Raw genomic sequence first — 19,314 nt, 5'->3', positions numbered from 1 at the left:
CTGGAAGCATGTGAGTCCGCCATCCGCCTTTTCCCTGAAAAAACGCGGACTCATGGCTCACCCACACTACTCCCAAAGCGGACTTACCAGCCACCTGGTACAGACCAGGTAGCATCCAAGACAGATTTCGTGAAGTCGTGAATATTGCAGTAAAAAATCAGAAAGCCGAGGCTCAGTACTGGCCAGTAGACAGCATCACCAGCGTGCAGGCAACTACCGGCTCTATGGCATGCTCTTTCAGCAAGGCTATGAGTTCGCTGTTTTCGGTCCCCGGATTAAAGATCACTCTTTTGGGATTTGTCTTTAAGATATAGTCGTAGTATCCTTTTTGCATCTGAGGGTTAACATACAGTGTGATCGTGTGTATATCCTGATGGATCTCCTGAGGTTCCTCAATCTCTACGCCCGAAACTACACCGCGCTTAATCCCTACGTTTACAATTTTATGTCCCTTACCTGAAAGCATTTCGGCCGCCAGATAGGCATACCTGCTTGGATTTGGCGTTGCTCCTATAATTAATGTCTTTTTCACAGCCTTACTATTAAATAAATCTTGTGTTTACAACCAATTACCTAACAACTGAATCACCTAAGAGTTTTCGGGCAGACCAACAGCTCACTAGCTACCCGCATTACCTAAAAAGAGCGCAGCAGCATCGGCGCAATTTATTCCGTCTATAGCGGCCGACACAATTCCGCCGGCGTAGCCTGCGCCTTCGGCACATGGAAACAAGCCTGCTACCTGCGGATGCTGTAAACTTGTCTGATCACGCGGAATGCGGACTGGCGCAGAAGTCCTGCTTTCTACGCCAACAATAATCGCCTCATTTGTATAGTAGCCTTTCATCTTACGTCCAAATACAGGCAGCGCTTTACGAAGACTCCCGGCCACAAAATCCGGAAGGATGTCTTTAAGCCGCGAAGACTTCGTGCCGGGCAAGTAGGAATTCTTCGGCAGTGTTGCCGAAAGCCGGTCCTCAACGAAATCAATCATGCGCTGGGCGGGGGCCACCAGGTCTCCGCCGCCGGCCTCAAAGGCCCTTCTCTCAATCTCTGCCTGAAAATGCATCATCTTTAATGGATGATCACCCTCTACGTCGTCCAATGTGACCTGAACCACCGTGCCCGAGTTGGCAAATGGATTATTCCTTTTGGAGGGCGACCAGCCATTGACGACGACCTCATTTTCATCGGTCGCGCAAGGTGCAATGATGCCGCCCGGGCACATACAAAATGAAAACACTCCCCGTTCCCCCACTTGTTCCACCAGGCTATAATATGCCGGAGGCAAAAACTCACTCCGTATATCACAGCGGTATTGTGCAGAATCAATAACATTTTGCGGGTGTTCAATGCGCACACCGAGCGCAAAGGGTTTGGGCTCTACAGCGATTCCCTTTTTGAAAAGCAACTCATATATATCCCTTGCGGAGTGCCCTGTAGCTAAAATTACCGCGTTGGCCGACAATAACTCCGCTCCATTGATTTCTACGCCCCGTATTCTTCCGTCTGCAACATGCAGATCGGTTACTTTTTTCCCAAACTGCACCTCTCCGCCTGCAGAAAGGATCGTCTCCCTCATCGCGGTTATAATATTGGGCAGCTTGTTTGTACCAATATGCGGTCGCGCATCTATGAGAATATCTTCTGAAGCGCCGTGCTGTACAAACATGGCCAGCACCTTATTGATATCACCACGCTTATTAGATCGGGTATATAATTTTCCGTCGGAGTACGTGCCTGCGCCACCTTCGCCATAACAATAGTTGGACTCGGTATTAACAACGCCCTCCTTATTAATAGCGGCAAGATCTCTTCTGCGTTGCTTAACATCTTTCCCGCGTTCCAGTACGATTGGCTTAAAGCCATTTTCGATGCATCTTAACGCGGCGAAAAGGCCCGCTGGTCCGGCGCCCACGATAATTACAGGCAACCCGAGGCTGACATTTTGATAGTGAAAAACCACAGGCTCTGCCAAATTATCCTCATCAAGAAATACCTCTACCTGCATCCTGTACACCACGCGTCTTGAACGGGCATCAATGGAGCGTTTTAGAACTTTATAGGTATTAAGGCGGGAATATTCGCGCCCCAGCGCGCTGGAAAGCGCCCGACGTATCGCCGCGTCACTTGAAACATCCTCGGGGATTAAAGCGATATCTATAGTTTTTCTCATGTCAGCAGTCAGGTTTTTATCCTGAAACTGTAACAAAGGTACGAAAGTTGAGTTCTAATTTGTAAATTAACCAACAAAGCGGGGCGTGAGGCGCATCCGGATTAAACACAAAAACAATGAAAAAAGTAGTATTAGCAGTATTAGGAGTTGTGGTTTTATTAGTCGTTTTCAGCGGTTGCGGGTATAACGATCTTGTGAGACTTGACGAAGATGTTAAGACCAAATGGGCACAGGTAGAAACACAGTATCAGCGCCGGTCAGACCTGATCCCCAACCTTGTCAGCACCGTAAAAGGTGCCGCAAAGTTTGAGCAGACTACGCTTACCCAGGTTATAGAAGCGCGTTCAAAAGCAAGCCAGATCACTGTTGACCCTGATAAACTTACCGAGGAAAACATGCAGAAATATCAGGCTGCGCAAGGTCAGCTTAGCCAGGCGCTTGGCCGGCTTATGGTGCTTACCGAAAACTATCCTCAGTTGAAGGCTACCCAACAGTTCAGCGACCTGTCGGCACAGCTGGAGGGTACAGAAAACCGTATTACAGTAGCGCGTAAAGATTTTAACGATGCCGTACAGGTATACAATACCAAGGTCAGATCTTTCCCCAACAACCTTACCGCCGGAATATTTGGCTTTAGTCAGAAGGCCGCCTTTAAAGCAGACGCAGGTGCTCAAAATGCTCCAAAGGTAGAGTTCTAGGGATGGGGTTATTCAGTAAATACGAACAGGACCTGATCGCCGACGCGATTGCCAGTGCAGAAAAAAATACGTCGGGAGAGATCAGGGTGGCTATTGACAAACACTGTCAGGGTGATGCTTTTGAGCAGGCTACCTCATATTTCACAAAACTCGATATGGATAAAACAGCACGTCACAACGGCGTGCTGATTTACCTTGCTTATGAGGACCATAAATTTGCTATTATCGGCGACAGCGGGATCAACCGCGTTGTACCCCCCGATTTCTGGGAGACGACCAAGGTAGCCATGCAAGCACATTTTGCCGCTGGAAATCTTGCTCAGGGCATCATTGCCGGCGTTACGCTGGCAGGTGAAAAACTGGCTACGTTCTTTCCTTCAGCGCATGACGACATCAACGAACTGCCCAACGATATCGTTTTCATGGATAAACCTAAAGATCGCTAAGCCATGAAAAAACTATGTATCGCAGCGGTCTTTAGTTTCATCGCCTGTTTCGCATTTGGCCAGAACCTCCCGGTCAAGCCGTCAAAACTGGTGAACGATTATACCGGCACCTTGTCGGCCCAGCAACTCAACAGTCTGGAACGGAAGCTCGTTGCTTTTGACGACTCCACCTCCACGCAAATTGCGATTGCTATTGTGAAGACGGTGGGCGACTACGACATCAATGAATATGCCCTTGAACTGGGCAGAAAGTGGGGCGTGGGCGGCGCTAAGAATAACAATGGCGTGATGATCGTTGTGGCCTTGGGCGACAGGAAAATATCTATACAGACGGGTTATGGCTTAGAGGGCGTGCTCCCGGACGTGTATGCCAAGCGTATCATCGAAAACGACATCAAGCCCTTTTTTAAACAGGAAGATTATTATGGCGGACTCGAATCGGGAACCAATGCGATCATCAGCTACACCAAAGGTGAGTACAAGCAAGACAAACCCAGGGGTAGAAAAGGTGGAGGGATTCCATCGGCAGCTATACTCTTACTGATCATTGTGATCATTGTTATCCTCATCAAAAGAGGTGGCGGCGGCGGTGGTGGCCGACAGGTCATTGGCAGTCGCGGCGTTGCAGATGCATTGTTCTGGAGTATGCTACTCGGCGGGGGACGAAGCTCGGGTCACGGCGGAGGCTGGGGAGGCGGAAGCAGCGGCGGTGGTTTCGGTGGTTTCGGCGGAGGAAGTTTTGGAGGTGGTGGCAGCAGCGGAAGCTGGTAATCCAAAAAAGCACACATGGAATTACATAAATGGAAAACACTTTCCACCAGATACCTGGTGAAAGAGAAATGGGCGACACTTCGTGTCGATACCTGCGATCTGCAGAACGGACAAATAAAAGACGACTATTACGTGCTGGAATACCCCAACTGGGTTAATGCTGTTGCCCTAACCGAAAACAACACCATCCTGATGGTGCGGCAATACCGCCATGCGGGCGACATTATATCCCTGGAAATACCAGGCGGAGTGATCGATGGAGATGAAGATCCGGAAACTGCGATAAAAAGGGAAATGCTGGAAGAAACCGGCTATACCTTTCCGAGCATCGAATTACTGGCTACCTCGTATCCCAATCCGGCTACAGCAAACAACATCACTTACATGTACTTACTTACCGGAGGGGTTAAAACACATGAGCAGCATCTTGATCAGCATGAGGTACTGGAAGTAGAGGAATATACCATTGAGGAGGTAAAGCAATTACTACTGGAAAACCAGATTGCACAGTCGCTGCACACTACAGCGCTATTTTACGGATTAATGAAGTTAGGGGTGCTGAAATAGCCTCCCTAACTCATCTTTAATTTCTTCTGTATGTCGTTGACATACCCTTTGAATTTCTTATCTGTATCAATCAGATCTTCTACGGTCTGACATGCATAAATTACCGTAGAGTGGTCGCGGCCGCCAAAGAAAGCCCCGATAGTTTTCAGGGAAGATTTTGTATGGCTTTTCGACAAGTACATGGAGATTTGACGCGCCTGAACGATTTCACGCTTGCGGGTCTGCGACTTTACCATATCTACAGGCACCTCGAAATATTCACAAACAAGCTTCTGGATATATTCCATAGATATCTCTTTCGAAGTGTTCTTTATGAAATTCTTCAGCATTTGCTTGGCAAGCGCCAGGTCTATATCCTTTTTATTGAGTGTAGACTGTGCAAGCAGGGACACCATTGCGCCTTCCAGCTCACGAACGTTGTTATCAATATTATGCGCTACGTATTCTATCACTTCCGTCGGAAGATCAATACCGTCAGCATACATCTTTTTCCTTAATATGGCAATCCTTGTCTCCAGATCCGGAATCTGCAAATCTGCAGACAGACCCCATTTAAATCTGCTGAGCAAGCGCTCCTCAAGTCCGGCCAGATCTTTAGGCGCCTTATCAGAAGTAAGGATCACCTGCTTGCCAGACTGGTGAAGATGATTGAAAATATGGAAGAAGATATCCTGTGTCTTTTCCTTGCCCGCGAAGTTATGAACATCATCCATAATGATCACATCCATCGCCTGGTAAAAGTTCACGAAATCATTGATGGTGTTATTTTTCAGTGAGTCTACAAACTGCTGGCAAAACTTCTCACACGACACATAGATCACCAGCTTATCCGGCACATTGCGCTTAATCTCATTTCCGATGGCCTGTGCAAGGTGTGTTTTACCCAAACCCACTCCTCCATAGATCATCAGCGGATTAAAAGAAGTACCCCCAGGTTTCGCGGCTACGGCGTAACCGGCAGACCTTGCAAGCCTGTTGCAGTCGCCTTCAATATAGTTCTCAAAAGTATAGTTGGAATTTAATTGGGGATCAACATTCAGTTTCTTTAAACCAGGAATGATGAAAGGGTTCTTGATATCCTTGTTGATGGACACCGGAATCGGCATCGACTGACGTTTAGCTTCCGCCCCATTGCCATTGCTCGGCATGTTTGTCGTGTAAGGAGAACCCGAGTTGGAAGACTTGTCGACCACTATATTATACTCGAGCCGTCCTTCCTCGCCCAGCTGCTTCTTCACCGTCTTGCGCAACAGCCCTACATAATGCTCTTCCAACCACTCATAGAAGAATAAACTTGGCACCTGTATGGTCAAAACATTGCCTTCCAGTTTCAATGCGGATATCGGCTCAAACCAGGTTTTGAAACTCTGGTTTGGAATGTTATCCTTTATGATTTGGAGACAGTTTTTCCATACTTCTGTACAAGTTTTTTCCATTGTTATCATATAATTTGTTGGTTTACAGTGGCGATACGACATAAAAAAAAGCGGCGTTTCGACAGATCGAATATTCAAAAAATTATCAACAAAAAAAACATAATTTTCAATTATTCGGTAACTGTCTAACCAGCAATATCATACTACTCTTAACCTCAATTTTTTCTGTGGATAACTATTTTTTAACACATTTTCAGTACTCGCCAAAAATACTTCTTAACGTGTCAGAAACCTCCCCTAAGGTAGCGTAGGCCTCGACGGCGACCACTATATGAGGCATCAGATTAGCTTCTCCACGTGCTGCTGAAGCCAGATCTGACAGGGCTTTATCTACCGCCGCCTGGTCGCGCTCCGCCCGCAGCTTTTTCAGCTTCTCCATCTGCACCAGCCGTATCGATTCATCTACAGCAAAGACCTCGCCCGAAGCCTCTTGATCCTGCACATATTTATTCACACCTACAATGACGCGGTCGCCCTTTTCTACCTCCGTCTGGTACTGGTAGGCTGCCTCGGCAATCTGCTCCTGAATATACCCCTGCTCTATCGCATTCACCGCCCCGCCCATCGCATCGATCTTATCCAGGTAGACCTTAGCCGCAGCTTCCATGTCATTGGTAAGCGTCTCCACAAAATACGAGCCCGCCAGCGGGTCGACCGTATCTGTTACCCCGCTCTCATGCGCAATGATCTGCTGGGTGCGCAGGGCTATCCGGGCGGCCGACTCGGTGGGGAGCGACAAGGCTTCGTCGTAGCCGTTCGTGTGGAGCGACTGCGTTCCGCCAAGTACCGCAGCCATCGCCTGATTTGCTACCCGCACTACGTTATTTAAAGGCTGCTGTGCCGTTAAGGTAGAGCCACCGGTCTGTGTATGAAACCGCAGCATCTGCGCCTTGCTGTCGGTAGCCCCGCAATCTCTTGTAATGCCGGCCCACATGCGCCGGGCAGCCCTGAACTTTGCGATTTCCTCAAAAAAGTTATTGTGACAATTGAAAAAGAAAGAAAGTCTCTTGGCAAACACATTGATATCTAAGCCCTTATCCATAGCAGCTTTCAGATAGGCCTTGCCATTGGCCAGTGTAAAAGCCAGTTCCTGCACGGCAGTCGACCCCGCCTCGCGGATATGATACCCTGATATGGATATGGTATTCCATTTCGGAACCTCCTTTGCGCAGTACTCAAAGATATCCGTAATGATGCGCATAGAAGGCTTAGGTGGATATATATACGTACCCCGTGCAGCGTATTCCTTTAGTATATCATTTTGTATAGTACCCGAAAGCTGACTAAGATCGGCCCCCTGCTTCCTTGCAAGCGCGATATACATGGCAAGCAAGATGGAGGCCGTCGCGTTGATCGTCATGGAGGTCGTAATTTTCTCTAGCGAGATCCCATCAAACAACAGCTCCATATCCTTAAGCGAATCAATCGCCACCCCAACCTTGCCTACCTCTCCATCAGCCATCTCATGATCAGAGTCGTATCCAATCTGCGTAGGCAGATCGAATGCGACAGAAAGACCAGTAGTGCCCTGAGCAAGCAGGTAGTGGTATCGTTTGTTTGAAGCCTCGGCCGTGGAAAACCCGGCATACTGCCTCATGGTCCAGAGCCTGCCCCTGTACATATCTTTCTGAATACCCCGCGTAAAGGGAAACGCTCCCGGCTCTTCGTTCATCGGCGCCGCCTCCCTGTACACATCCTTAATCACAATACCCGAACTGGTCGTAAATTTTTTCTCACTCATATGAATAAACCTTGTGAATATGCTTTCTGATAAGCTCCTGTGCCGCCGCATACGGTGCTTCGTTTATACCCGCCAGCTGAATTAGAATCTGCCTGCCCAGGTCTGTACCGCTTGCGTCTTCCGGCAAAGTACGGCTCACATTATTGACGAGGGCTATGGTATCCTCTTTCAACTTAAGGACGATTTGCCACAAGCCACCACTCACATAAAGCTGCTGCGAGACGTTGTGCTGATACTCTGCCCGGATCTGTTCAAGCAAAACCGCCTGCATCCCCGCCTTGCTGAGCGCCTTATCATGCACAGCCAAAAGCAAATTGGCAGGATTTATCCGTTCAGCAAACAGGATGAGCCGTTCGTGTGCCTGCAGGCGCAGCGACAATACATACTGGCTATCCGTATTCCGGTACTGAGCGGCTTTAATTTTCAGGTAACGGTCCACATCGGTTTTAAGGATATAATAAGCTGCCACCACAATAATAACCCCACTGCATGCAATCCGGGCAATATCAAAAATAATAGGTTCTACTTGCATTTGTATTGTTTGGATACGGTAATAAATTAGTCGCTGTAAAGGCAAAAGTGTGTAAATTATTTATATTTACATGATAAAAATAATACACCATGAGTAGTACAGTTGATACAGCGTTTGCACCGGTTACTTTCACGGAAGGAGCAGTAAAAGAACTGCTGAAACTAAAAGACCAGCAGGAAATATCTGAGGAATTTGGGTTACGCGTTGGGGTCGAGGGCGGTGGTTGCTCCGGGATGAGCTACGTTCTGGGCTTTGATCAGAAAAAGGAGGGCGATCAGGAGTTTATCATAGACGGAATTAAAGTGTTTATGCACAAGGCTCATCAGATGTACCTGTTAGGTATGCAGGTCGACTGGCAGGATGGGCTTAATTCAAGGGGATTCACATTCAGTAACCCAAATGCAAGCAGCACCTGCGGATGCGGTACCAGCTTCTCCGTTTAAAAAACATGTAACATATAAGCAGTCCCGTTGTCTTAACAGCGGGACTTTTTAGTTTTCGTCCCGCAAACAGCTTTTATCATCTCAGATGACCTATACCGAGAACATCAAGCTTGCCCTGCAGTCTATAAGCAGCAACCGGCTCAGAACATTACTGACAGCACTCATCATCGCCATCGGTTTATCGGCACTTGTAGGTATACTCACCACACTTGATGCGGTAAAGAAGAACATGACCGATACCTTTTCGAGTATGGGTTCAAACTCCTTCACCATCCGTAACCGGGGCACCGGCATACGCATAGGCGGGGGCGGAAAAAGACCAAAGCCTTTTCCACCCATCCGGTACGAACATGCCATCAGCTTCAAAGAACAGCTTAATGCCCCCGCCACAGTAGCCGTCAGCGTCTTTGCAACGGGCGGAGCTACGGTCAAACGCGGAGAAAACAAAACAAATCCGAACATCAACATTCAGGGGATCGACGAAAACGGACTGAACGCACAGGGTCTTAGCCTGGCCTCCGGCAGAAACTTCAGCATTAAAGAAGTCACCTCGGGCAACAACGTATGCATCATCGGCAAAGAAGTATCCGATAAACTGTTTCGTAACGAAGACCCGCTCGATAAAGTGATCAATGTAGGAAACAGCCGGCTGAAAGTTATCGGCATACTCGCATCTAAGGGTCAAAGCATGGGCTTCAGTGGCGACCGTGCCGTGTATATTCCGCTGCTCAAAGCAAAGCTGATTAACCCCAGCAGCAATCCATCGTACACCATCACCGTTACTGTGCCTAGAAATGACCAGATGGACAATGTCATTGGTGAAGCTACTGCACAGTTCCGGAATATTCGTAAAGTGAAGATCACTCAGCCCAACAATTTCGAGATCACCAAGAGTGATGCCATGGCACAAACGCTGTTTGAGAACCTGCGTTACGTTGTTTTAGGCGGCATTGCCATAGGCGGCATTACGCTCATAGGTGCGTCTATCGGACTCATGAACATTATGCTTGTATCCGTAACCGAGCGCACACGGGAAATCGGACTTCGCAAAGCCATCGGTGCCAACCCCGCCGTTATCCGCAAGCAGTTCCTTATTGAAGCCGTGATCATCTGCCTCATTGGCGGTGCTTTCGGAATCCTTCTCGGCATATCCATTGGAAACCTCGTATCCTTAAGTATGGGCGGTACTTTCATTGTTCCCTGGAAGTGGATATCTATAGGCTTTGCCTTATGCGTGGGTGTAGGAATTATATCTGGATATTACCCCGCCAAAAAAGCTTCTAAACTTGATCCGGTAGAGGCGCTGCGGTATGAATAACATCCTTGTAAGGAGCAGCTTTCAGTAACAGCGCATTCATGTCGTCTTTCAGGTCATACTGAATGTCTTCATGAAGTTTTCGATAGCCTGTTAGCAGCGAAGCCACAGCTTTGATGAAATATATGCTTAGCTTCTCGCTGAACCGGGACATGGCGCTGAATCTCCCTACCTTGTAGTCGAGCGGTACCTGCAGCAATAGATGCAATTTCAGTTCAAAAGCCGACACCGCATCTTTAGTTACCTTAGCATGATGATTTACTGAGCTAATCAGTTTCCTGAACTGAGAAAGCGCGCTTTTGGGATCGCGCATCCCCTGGGTGGCTATCTGGCTTAGCACTTCATCCATAACAGAAGTTAGTGCCTCCTGCCTTGCCGCAAGATCTTCTTCATTCTCAAGAAGCTTAAAATGCAGATGCTCTGTAAGCACCTTATCTTTTGCAATCAGACGCAGTAAAAGCTTATCCTTCTCCTTCTCCGGCAGCGCCTTTATCTCTTCCTTAAGCTCCTTATGCGCACTTAAAAGCATTTTTAAAAGGGATTATCCCGGATATACTGCTCCCACTTCCAGGCCGAAGACATCATATCTTCAATACCAAGTTCAGCAGTCCAGCCCAGGTCTCTCGACGACTTCGATACATCACCCCAAACCTGTTCCACGTCACCTTCCCTTCTTGGCCCGATCTGGTAGTTTAGTTTCTGACCGGTAGATGCCTCGAAAGCATGAATAACCTCAAGCACAGAAGTACCCCGGCCGGTACCGAGGTTAAATACCTCGTAGTTTTCAGCAGCACGCTTCTCTTCAAGTCGCCTTATCGCGGCCACATGAGCTTTAGCCAGATCCACCACATGGATATAATCCCGGATCGCCGAGCCATCGGGCGTGTTGTAATCGTTGCCATACACGGTAATAGGTCCGCGCTTACCAATGGCCGACTGCGTAATGAACGGCACCAAGTTTTGCGGTACACCTATCGGAAGCTCACCGATCAGGGCAGTTTCATGCGCGCCGACCGGGTTAAAATACCGAAGGGAAATGACCCTAAGTTCCTCGCTAACCGCACAGGTCTCTCTCAGTATTTCTTCCGAAACCTGCTTGGTATTGCCATAGGGCGACTCCGCCCGTTTTACCGGCGCTTCCTCGGTAACCGGAAGTTCGTCCGGCTGCCCGTATACCGTACAAGAAGACGAAAACACCAGGTTCAGTGTGCTGTTATAGGCATTGATCAGGTTGATCAGTGAATAAAAGTTATTTCTGTAATATTTCAAGGGCTCGCGTACCGATTCACCCACAGCCTTAAAAGCCGCAAAATGGATCACCCCTGAGATGTCCCGGTGCGCTTCAGCAAAAGCATTCACGGCAGCCTCGTCACACAAATCCAGCGAGGCGAACTCCGGTCGCTTTCCCGTAATCGCTTCAATCTGGTCTAGCACCTTAGGGTGCGAGTTAGACAAGTTATCTATCACAACAACATCATAGCCGGCATTGTACAGTTCAACCACCGTATGCGAACCAATGAAACCGGTACCCCCGGTCACCAAAATCTTAGACATCCAAATTATCGGTTATAAGTAGAAAAATCTTTGTGTTCAATATTTACGAGCGCTTCTTTGGGCAAAGACTTGAAGTATTCATAGGTGATCTTCAAACCCTCAGCCCTGCTCACTTTAGGTTCCCAGCCCAGTATCTCTTTAGCTTTTGTGATGTCCGGTCTGCGCTGTTTCGGATCATCCACCGGCAAGTCACGAAGCACAAGCTTTTGCTTGGTACCCGTCAGTTTAATGATCTCCTCACCAAACTGCCTGATCGTAATTTCATCGGGGTTACCAATATTTACCGGCTGGGCATAATCACTCAGCAGCAAACGGTAAATTCCCTCAATAAGATCATCCACGTAACAGAATGAACGCGTCTGCGAGCCGTCCCCAAACACCGTCAGGTCTTCGCCGCGCAGTGCCTGCCCAATAAAAGCGGGGAGTACCCTGCCGTCGTTCAGCCGCATCCTTGGTCCGTAGGTATTAAATATCCTCACAATGCGCGTTTCCAGTCCGTGAAATGTATGGTAAGCCATCGTCATAGCCTCCTGAAAACGCTTCGCCTCATCGTAAACGCCTCTCGGGCCAACCGGATTCACATTGCCCCAGTACTCCTCAGGCTGCGGATTCACATTCGGGTCACCATACACCTCAGAAGTAGAAGCAATCAGCATCCGTGCATTCTTGTTCTTGGCAAGGCCAAGCAGGTTGTGCGTACCCAGCGAACCCACTTTAAGCGTCTGAATCGGGATTTTAAGGTAATCGATCGGACTGGCAGGTGATGCGAAATGCAGGATGTAGTCCAGTTCGCCCGACACGTAGACGAACTTAGAAACGTCATGATGCGCAAACTCAAAATTCTCAAGCCCGAACAAATGCTCAATATTTCTAAGATCCCCGGTAATGAGGTTATCCATGCCGATCACATGGTAACCCTCGTTAATAAACCTGTCGCACAGGTGAGAGCCAAGAAAACCCGCAGCACCAGTAATCAACACACGTTTTCTCCTCGATCCGTCAGCTATTTTCATCTTTTGATAATCAGTTTAACGATATTAAAGTATCTTCGGCTAAGATAACAAAAAACAACAAAATGCTTTGGCTATATAACATCTCCATTCAGCTTTACAGCCTGGCCCTGCGCTTGTTTTCTTTGTTCCATCCAAAAGCCAGATTACTCGTCCGGGGCAGAAAGCGTACCTTCCCTGAAATAGAACGCCGTTTAGACGGCAGCACTAAGCACATCTGGTTTCATTTCGCCTCGCTGGGCGAGTTTGAGCAAGGACGGCCGGTGCTTGAAATGCTCAGGGAGCAACACCCTGAAAAGCCAGTGGTTATCACGTTCTTTTCACCCTCTGGGTACGAAGTACGAAAGAATTACACGAATGCCGAGGGCGTGTTCTACCTTCCCGCCGATACCGCGGCCAACGCCCGGAAGTTTGTAAGACTGGTGAACCCCGAAATCGCGGTGTTCACCAAATATGAATTCTGGTATCATTATTTCAGCGCACTGCACGCCCGGCAGATTCCACTCATCCTGATCTCGTGCATCTTCCGGCCCAATCAAATATACTTTAAGTGGTACGGCGGATTCAGCCGGAAGATTCTGCGTTTCGTCTCGCATTTCTTTATTCAGAACGTGGAAAGCGCCTTTCTGCTTCGCCGCATCAAGGTCAGCAATCTCACGCTGAGCGGCGACACACGATTTGATCGTGTGGCTGAGCTTGCAGATACGGCAGCGCAAATTCCTCTTGCAGCGCGTTTCTCTATGGGGCAACCTGTACTCGTTGCCGGAAGCACCTGGGAGGCCGATGAAAACCTGCTCTTCGAACTGGTTCAGGCATACCCCTTATGGAAATTCATTATTGCGCCGCATGAGGTAGGAGCGGCTAATATCGGGCGACTGTTAAAACAGTTTCCGGACAGCAAAACCTTTACCCAGCTTCAAGCAGAAGAATCTGTCGCGGAAAAACTGGACACGCAAGTACTTATTATTGATAGCATCGGTATGCTGTCGTCACTCTACCGCTATGGAAATATTGCCTATATCGGGGGGGGCTTTGGCGCTGGTATTCACAATACGCTTGAAGCCGCAGCTTTCGGTCTCCCAATAATATTCGGACCTAAATACCAGAAATTTCAGGAAGCAAAAGACCTGATCAAGGCCGGGGCAGCCGTAAGCATTCATGATGCAAGCGACCTTAAATTGGCCTTTGAACACTTTATTCAGACGCCCGAAGTTGGCGATATAGCAAAAACTTATGTAGAAGATAATACCGGTTCAACCAGACAAATCACCGGTCACCTGAAAACGCTGCTCAAGCCTTAACCATTCCGATCAGCGCATCCACAAAGCGCGGATCGTCGTTCAGGCTCTCCACAAGCTGCACATGCTCTCCGCCCAGGGCCTTGAATTCTTCGTGATATTCTACAGTGATCTCATAAATCGTCTCGAGGCAGTCGGCCACAAAAGCGGGACTAAACACCAGCAGACGTTTCTTGCCTTCAGCGGCCAGTCGCTTTAAAACATCGGTGGTATAAGGCTGAACCCAGGGCTCCTTGCCCAAGCGCGACTGGAAGCAGACGGTATAACCGCTGCGCGGAATACCCAGCTTAGCCGCAATCAGACGGGCGGTAGCATAGCCTTGTGCTGAGTAACAAAACTTATTCACCTCGGTGATCGTATCGCAGCAGTCCTCTTTCTTCAGGCAGTGCGAACCGGTGATATCGCATTTCAGCAACTGACGTTCCGGGAGTCCGTGAAAACTGAACAAAACATGGTCGTAAGTTTCCGGCTGATACTTTCGGGCGTTGTCGGCAAAGGTCTCAATAACCAGATCATTATCGTAAAAAGAATTCACGAAAGATATCTCCGGTATCGTTGGCCACACACTCACCTGCTCCATCACATTCTGAATCACTGATCCCGTACTTGCCGAAGCATATTGTGGAAACAAAGGAATAACCTTAATACTATCCACCAGGCCAGCCCTCAGCTTTTCAAGCGCAGCGCCAATGGAAGGGTTCTGGTACCGCATGGCGAGTTCAACCTGGTACTCATCGCCCAGCTTTTGCTGAACCAGATCGGCCTGTATTTTACTGTAATAAAGAAGCGGAGAACCGTTCTCGTCCCATATCTCCCGGTAAAGCTTGGCTGTTTTCGGGCTTCTGAAAGGAACGATAATGCCCTTTACCAGCAGCGTCCTTTTAAAAGCGTTGATATCAATAACCCGACCGTCCATCAAAAATTGGTCGAGATATTTACGCACGTCGCTCACTTCCGGACTGTCCGGAGTCCCCAGGTTCACCAACAAAACACCCTTTTTTCCCATAATTGCGTGCGAATTTAAATTTTAAAGGCTATAAGAAGCTGTGTTAAAACAATAATTACTTTTTAATGATCGAGCAGGTAAGTTTTTACCTCCTCCATGAGCCACATCGGTGTGGAAGTAGCCCCGCAGATACCCACCTTGTCATGCGGATTGAACCAGGACATATCTATTTCTTCCCTATTCGAGATGAAATAAGTATTGGGATTGTATTTTTTGCAAACGTCGAAAAGCACCTTACCATTAGAAGACTTCTTTCCGGACACGAATATGATCTTATCATAGTTCACCACAAACTTCTCCAGATCCGAATAACGGTTAGACACCTGTCTGCATATCGTGTCATTCGCTTTCACCTCATATCCGCGGTTTTGCAATTCCTCCTTGATCTGATAAAATTTATCCGTGCTCTTGGTGGTCTGGCTATAAAGTGTAAACCGCTGAGGCAACTCCATCTGGTCCAGTTCGGCAATGTCCTGGAAAACAATGGCCTTTCCGTCTGTCTGGCCCTGCAGACCGATCACTTCGGCATGCCCGTGCTTGCCAAAAATAAGGATCTGCTCCTCCTCATCATGGGAGTTTTTGATACGGTTCTGAAGCTTCAGCACTACCGGACAAGACGCATCAATCAGCGTAAGCTCATTCTCCAGGGCCAGCCTGTACGTATCCGGAGCCTCCCCATGCGCCCTTATAAGTACCTTTTCCCGGCGAAGCTCTTTCAGCTTATCATGATCAATGATCCGCAAACCTTTGTCGGTCAGACGTTTTACCTCCTCATCGTTGTGCACGATATCGCCCAGGCAATACAAATGATCTTCATGATCCAGGATATCCTCTGCCATATCAATAGCATAAACCACCCCAAAGCAGAAACCTGAACCTTTATCAATGGTAACCGTCAAATCGTATTTCATGTGCAAATCAGCTGATGCTAACTACAAAAATAAAGAAAAAGAGTTTGATATCATTGAATACAGCATCATAACCTGCGGATATCTACATAAATACGACGAAGCAGTCGCCCTGCAAGCAAAAGCATCTGCAAAGGATGCAGCACCAGATTGAGCAGCGGGTTCTGCCTGGTCATAAACGACACCATGATCCTGCTGAGGAAGATCAACCCGAACGGCAAGGCCAGCAAGTTAAGATCCGATACAAGGCCCAACGCCACCGGTCCGCCAATGAGCAGCACCACATAGATAAGCGCTGCAAGCATATTATGACTCAGAAAACCATACATCCGCTCCCCTTGCTTCCCAGCATCGGCAAGCGGGGCTGAGTATGCGAACTTATTTGCGAGGAGTACTTCCGAGCGCTCGCCCTTACTGCTGGTCATGACCACACTGCGTTCCAGACCCGGCGAAATAGGCAGCCTTACGTACCTGGCCAAACGAAGCGGGACGAGATTGAGCAGCATAAAATCACTTAACGGATCATATAAGTAGTCGCGCCAACGCCTTAACGACCGGCGGGGAACTAAGGACAGAGAACCTAAACCGAACAATTTCATGCGGTACAGCATGTTGTTGATCAAGCCTTTCTGAATCAGGATATCTGCGTCGAGGGTAAGCGTATAGCCGGCCCGCCTTTGCGGCTCCACCTGCTCGTCCGGAGCGTTGCGCACCACCACCTCTATATGCTGATAGTCCTGCTCACGGATAGAAGCCAGCAGCTTTTCCGGCGAGGCAGCCGAACCATAATTACGTATCACGATAAGCACATGGTCGGTAAAGTGCCGGCCGTAATAGCCTAGTCTGGGGTTCGACAAAAAATTAAATAGCGTTACTGAGAATCTCAGCACGAGGAATAATAATGCGATATATAGGAAAAGGATCAACTCAGATACACTCTATCCTCCTCGCCTTCCACATCCATAACCACATCCACATGTTCTTTAAGTACGGTAGCCAGCTGCAGGCCAACGTAATCAGTAGCAATAGGAAATATTTTATGGCTACGGTCTACCAGCACTACCGTACGGATCTTCTTATGAGGCGTATTCAGAAAAACACCTAAGCCATAGGCCAGCGTCTTGCCGCTGTTCAGCACATCATCCACCAGGATGATGACCTTGTCCTTCCATTGCGTTTCATCCAGGTCGGTCGCCGCTACAAGCTTGCTGTTGTACCGGTCCAGATCAATTTTCAGCAAAGTAATTTTTAAAGAAGATATCTCAGAAAGCACCTTTTGCAGGCGCTGCGCCAACTTGTACCCGCGTTCCCAGATACCCGCAAGCACTACTTCTTCCTCCTCCAGGTTATCTTCCAGGATCTGATAAGCAATGCGGTTAATTTTTTGCTGTATCTGCGTTTTATTAAGAATCAGTAATTGAGAATCTGCCATGCTTTTTACGTTTATGCGCAGTACAAAAGAACGATTTTCGGCAGTATTATCAAACACCCCGGCAACGAATTGAGAGGCCTCAGCCTTTATTTCGTTTTATAAGGATAGAAGATAAAGTTTGCACCCTCAGGTACGATCACAAAAACACACATAAAAGCCTTTGGATCCTTATAGTTTTTCAAAAACAACGCTTTTTTGTCGGCCGCGATAATGCCCTTCTCTACAAACTCCTCAAAAGTAGAAGCCTGTATGGTCCAGCCTGTGTTCAGTTCCGTGCGGTCCAGGATCACCTCACCAATACTCACGGTATGCTGGTGCGCAATAAAGATCGGCTGTGCAGATATGCCTTCAACCATAATATCGACAGCCACTTCGCGGATGGAAGGAGCATAAAACTCCAGATCCTTTTCCAGGCTTACCAAGGGACTCACCGGCTTAGCCTCCGGCTTGTTCTGTTCCGGCTGCTGCGGAAGTAATTCTTCTAAATCCATGTCTTAACCATTTACCGCTGCTCCCTTTAAACGAAGCAACACCACATTTTCTACATGCTGCGTATGCGGGAACATATCTACCGGCTTAATCCGCAGCACCTCATATTTCCCCGTCAGCAAGGCCAGGTCTCTCGCCTGGGTAGCTGCATTACAACTTACATATACGATCCTTTCCGCTTCCATCTCCAGCAGGCGCTCCACCACATCAGCATGCATACCCGCCCTCGGCGGATCCGTGATCACCACATCAGGCTTACCATGCTGCACAATAAAATCGCGCGTCAGGATATCTTTCATATCGCCTGCATAAAACAAGGTATTACCAATACCGTTCAGTTCCGAATTGAACTTCGCATCCTCAATGGCTGTTGGCACATACTCAATACCTACCACCTGCTTCACACTGCGTGCCACAAAGTTGGCTATCGTTCCGGCGCCGGTATACAGATCGTATACCAGCTCGTCGCCTTTAAAGCCGGCAAACTCCTTCGTGATTTTGTACAATTCAAAAGCCTGCTCAGAGTTGGTCTGGTAAAAAGACTTCGGCCCTATCTTAAATCGAAGTCCGTCCATCTCCTCAAAAATATAGTCGCGCCCAGCATAGGTGATCACCTCCTGATCGAAGATCGTGTCATTCCTTTTCTGATTGACGATATACAGCAGCGACGTGATCTCAGGGAAACGCGTCTGAAGGAAAGCCATCAGTGCCTCGATCTGTTCCTGCTCCACATAGGCAAACACCACGGCCACCATAATTTCTCCCGTAGAAGACGTACGGATAATCAGGTTACGCAGGTTGCCCTCATGATTGCGGAGGTCATAAAAACTAAGTTTATGCGTCAGCGCATAATCGCGCACCGCATTCCTGATATCATTTGAAGGCTCTGCCTGCAGATAGCAATGCTGAATATCCAGAATCTTATCAAAGCGCAACGGTACGTGAAAACCCAGGGCATTCATCTCCAGTTCAGGAGCGGGACCATCATAACCTTCGGTGCGCTCTGTCATGTCCTGTTTATCAAGCCAGCGCTTATTAGAAAATGTATACTCCAGCTTGTTGCGGTAATAGGTATTCTGCGCCGAGCCCAGAATAGGCTCCATGGCCGAAGTATCTATCTTGCCGAGGCGCTGCAAGGCAGCCTCTACATTCTTTTGCTTAAACTGTAGCTGCGCATCGTACCCCATATGCTGCCATTTGCAACCCCCGCAGGTACCGAAATGCAAACAGAAGGCAGGCATACGCAGATCCGAGGCTTTTGCCAACCGCTCAATAACACCCTCGGCAAAATTCTTTTTCTTTTTCGTCAGCCGTACATCAACCACATCGCCGGGAACAGCCCGTTCCACGAAAACCACCAGTTCATCAGCCTTTGCCACACCCTTACCTTCTTCCGCAATATCAATAATGCTAAGATTGGGAATGATGGTTACCGTTCCCGATTTTCTGTTTCTACTCATTATCCGGCAAATTTAGCCAAAACAACGGAGCA

General features: G+C 48.2%; 21 protein-coding genes. 7 read left to right on the top strand and 14 right to left on the bottom strand.

Annotated elements, in window-relative coordinates:
* Positions 1–172: 172 nt before the first annotated feature.
* Positions 173–532: a CoA-binding protein gene (locus tag QEP07_RS13695; protein WP_256001794.1), complete on the bottom strand. Its 360-nt coding sequence runs from the start codon at positions 530–532 to the stop codon at positions 173–175.
* 87 nt (positions 533–619) lie between these two features.
* On the bottom strand, positions 620–2,176 hold the full coding sequence (locus QEP07_RS13690) for an NAD(P)/FAD-dependent oxidoreductase (RefSeq protein ID WP_285010715.1): 1,557 nt from the start codon (positions 2,174–2,176) through the stop codon (positions 620–622).
* A gap of 116 nt (positions 2,177–2,292) precedes the next feature.
* On the opposite strand from QEP07_RS13690, the gene QEP07_RS13685 reads away from it, so the two are divergent.
* From QEP07_RS13685 to QEP07_RS13670, 4 genes are read left to right on the top strand one after another with little or no spacing between them, the layout of a single operon-like run.
* The gene (locus QEP07_RS13685) at positions 2,293–2,874 is read left to right on the top strand and encodes a LemA family protein (protein WP_256001796.1); all 582 of its coding nucleotides are present in this window, start codon (positions 2,293–2,295) and stop codon (positions 2,872–2,874) included.
* Between the two features lie 2 nt (positions 2,875–2,876).
* The gene (locus QEP07_RS13680; protein WP_285010714.1) at positions 2,877–3,320 is read left to right on the top strand and encodes a TPM domain-containing protein; all 444 of its coding nucleotides are present in this window, start codon (positions 2,877–2,879) and stop codon (positions 3,318–3,320) included.
* A 3-nt stretch (positions 3,321–3,323) separates the two neighbouring features.
* Entirely contained in the window at positions 3,324–4,091 is a 768-nt protein-coding gene (locus QEP07_RS13675) for a TPM domain-containing protein (protein ID WP_285010713.1), read from the top strand.
* Positions 4,092–4,106: 15 nt separating this feature from the next.
* A complete protein-coding gene (locus QEP07_RS13670) occupies positions 4,107–4,658 on the top strand; it encodes an NUDIX hydrolase (protein WP_285010712.1) in 552 nt (183 codons plus the stop codon).
* 5 nt (positions 4,659–4,663) lie between these two features.
* On the opposite strand, the gene dnaA is transcribed toward QEP07_RS13670, so the two are convergent.
* The 3 genes from dnaA to QEP07_RS13655 form a co-directional block, all read right to left on the bottom strand.
* Positions 4,664–6,094 carry a chromosomal replication initiator protein DnaA gene (gene dnaA / locus QEP07_RS13665; protein ID WP_256001800.1) on the bottom strand — a complete coding sequence of 477 codons (1,431 nt, stop codon included), beginning with the start codon at positions 6,092–6,094 and terminating at the stop codon, positions 4,664–4,666.
* 193 nt (positions 6,095–6,287) lie between these two features.
* Positions 6,288–7,835 carry an acyl-CoA mutase large subunit family protein gene (locus QEP07_RS13660; protein ID WP_285010711.1) on the bottom strand — a complete coding sequence of 516 codons (1,548 nt, stop codon included), beginning with the start codon at positions 7,833–7,835 and terminating at the stop codon, positions 6,288–6,290.
* A complete protein-coding gene (locus QEP07_RS13655; protein WP_285010710.1) occupies positions 7,828–8,367 on the bottom strand; it encodes a DUF7935 family protein in 540 nt (179 codons plus the stop codon). Before QEP07_RS13655 ends, QEP07_RS13660 begins: the two co-directional genes overlap by 8 nt.
* Before the next feature lie 89 nt (positions 8,368–8,456).
* Here QEP07_RS13655 and QEP07_RS13650 point away from each other — a divergent pair, with 89 nt between their 5' ends.
* Both QEP07_RS13650 and QEP07_RS13645 read left to right on the top strand, forming a co-directional pair.
* Positions 8,457–8,810, top strand: coding sequence for a HesB/IscA family protein (locus QEP07_RS13650; protein ID WP_256001803.1), 354 nt, complete (start codon positions 8,457–8,459; stop codon positions 8,808–8,810).
* A gap of 85 nt (positions 8,811–8,895) precedes the next feature.
* Positions 8,896–10,128, top strand: coding sequence for an ABC transporter permease (locus QEP07_RS13645; protein WP_256001804.1), 1,233 nt, complete (start codon positions 8,896–8,898; stop codon positions 10,126–10,128).
* Here QEP07_RS13645 and QEP07_RS13640 read toward each other — a convergent pair.
* From QEP07_RS13640 to QEP07_RS13630, 3 genes are read right to left on the bottom strand one after another with little or no spacing between them, the layout of a single operon-like run.
* Positions 10,091–10,654 carry a hypothetical protein gene (locus tag QEP07_RS13640; RefSeq protein WP_285010709.1) on the bottom strand — a complete coding sequence of 188 codons (564 nt, stop codon included), beginning with the start codon at positions 10,652–10,654 and terminating at the stop codon, positions 10,091–10,093. The two genes, QEP07_RS13645 and QEP07_RS13640, sit on opposite strands and share 38 nt — an antisense overlap.
* Positions 10,655–10,656: 2 nt before the next feature.
* Entirely contained in the window at positions 10,657–11,679 is a 1,023-nt protein-coding gene (gene galE, locus QEP07_RS13635; RefSeq protein ID WP_285010708.1) for a UDP-glucose 4-epimerase GalE, read from the bottom strand.
* 5 nt (positions 11,680–11,684) lie between these two features.
* The gene (locus QEP07_RS13630; RefSeq protein ID WP_256001807.1) at positions 11,685–12,692 is read right to left on the bottom strand and encodes a UDP-glucuronic acid decarboxylase family protein; all 1,008 of its coding nucleotides are present in this window, start codon (positions 12,690–12,692) and stop codon (positions 11,685–11,687) included.
* Between the two features lie 62 nt (positions 12,693–12,754).
* Here QEP07_RS13630 and QEP07_RS13625 point away from each other — a divergent pair, with 62 nt between their 5' ends.
* Entirely contained in the window at positions 12,755–13,990 is a 1,236-nt protein-coding gene (locus QEP07_RS13625; protein WP_285010707.1) for a 3-deoxy-D-manno-octulosonic acid transferase, read from the top strand.
* Here the strand turns inward: QEP07_RS13625 and hemH are convergent.
* From hemH to rlmD, 6 genes are all read right to left on the bottom strand, one after another.
* Positions 13,980–14,993, bottom strand: coding sequence for a ferrochelatase (gene hemH, locus QEP07_RS13620; protein WP_285010706.1), 1,014 nt, complete (start codon positions 14,991–14,993; stop codon positions 13,980–13,982). The genes QEP07_RS13625 and hemH overlap by 11 nt on opposite strands.
* Positions 14,994–15,055: 62 nt before the next feature.
* A complete protein-coding gene (locus QEP07_RS13615; RefSeq protein ID WP_285010705.1) occupies positions 15,056–15,904 on the bottom strand; it encodes a 4-hydroxy-3-methylbut-2-enyl diphosphate reductase in 849 nt (282 codons plus the stop codon).
* A 65-nt stretch (positions 15,905–15,969) separates the two neighbouring features.
* A complete protein-coding gene (locus tag QEP07_RS13610) occupies positions 15,970–16,791 on the bottom strand; it encodes a hypothetical protein (RefSeq protein ID WP_285010704.1) in 822 nt (273 codons plus the stop codon).
* A 32-nt stretch (positions 16,792–16,823) separates the two neighbouring features.
* A complete protein-coding gene (locus tag QEP07_RS13605) occupies positions 16,824–17,333 on the bottom strand; it encodes a phosphoribosyltransferase family protein (protein WP_256001812.1) in 510 nt (169 codons plus the stop codon).
* 86 nt (positions 17,334–17,419) lie between these two features.
* Entirely contained in the window at positions 17,420–17,824 is a 405-nt protein-coding gene (locus QEP07_RS13600; RefSeq protein WP_285010703.1) for a hypothetical protein, read from the bottom strand.
* 3 nt (positions 17,825–17,827) lie between these two features.
* Positions 17,828–19,282 carry a 23S rRNA (uracil(1939)-C(5))-methyltransferase RlmD gene (gene rlmD, locus QEP07_RS13595; protein ID WP_285010702.1) on the bottom strand — a complete coding sequence of 485 codons (1,455 nt, stop codon included), beginning with the start codon at positions 19,280–19,282 and terminating at the stop codon, positions 17,828–17,830.
* Positions 19,283–19,314: the final 32 nt, after the last annotated feature.

Origin of the sequence: Pedobacter faecalis (genome assembly GCF_030182585.1) — a bacterium.
Taxonomy (GTDB): Bacteria; Bacteroidota; Bacteroidia; order Sphingobacteriales; family Sphingobacteriaceae; genus Pedobacter; species Pedobacter faecalis.
The sequence above is the reverse complement of the archived record's forward strand: the minus strand, read 5'-3'. Positions and strand labels throughout refer to the sequence as shown.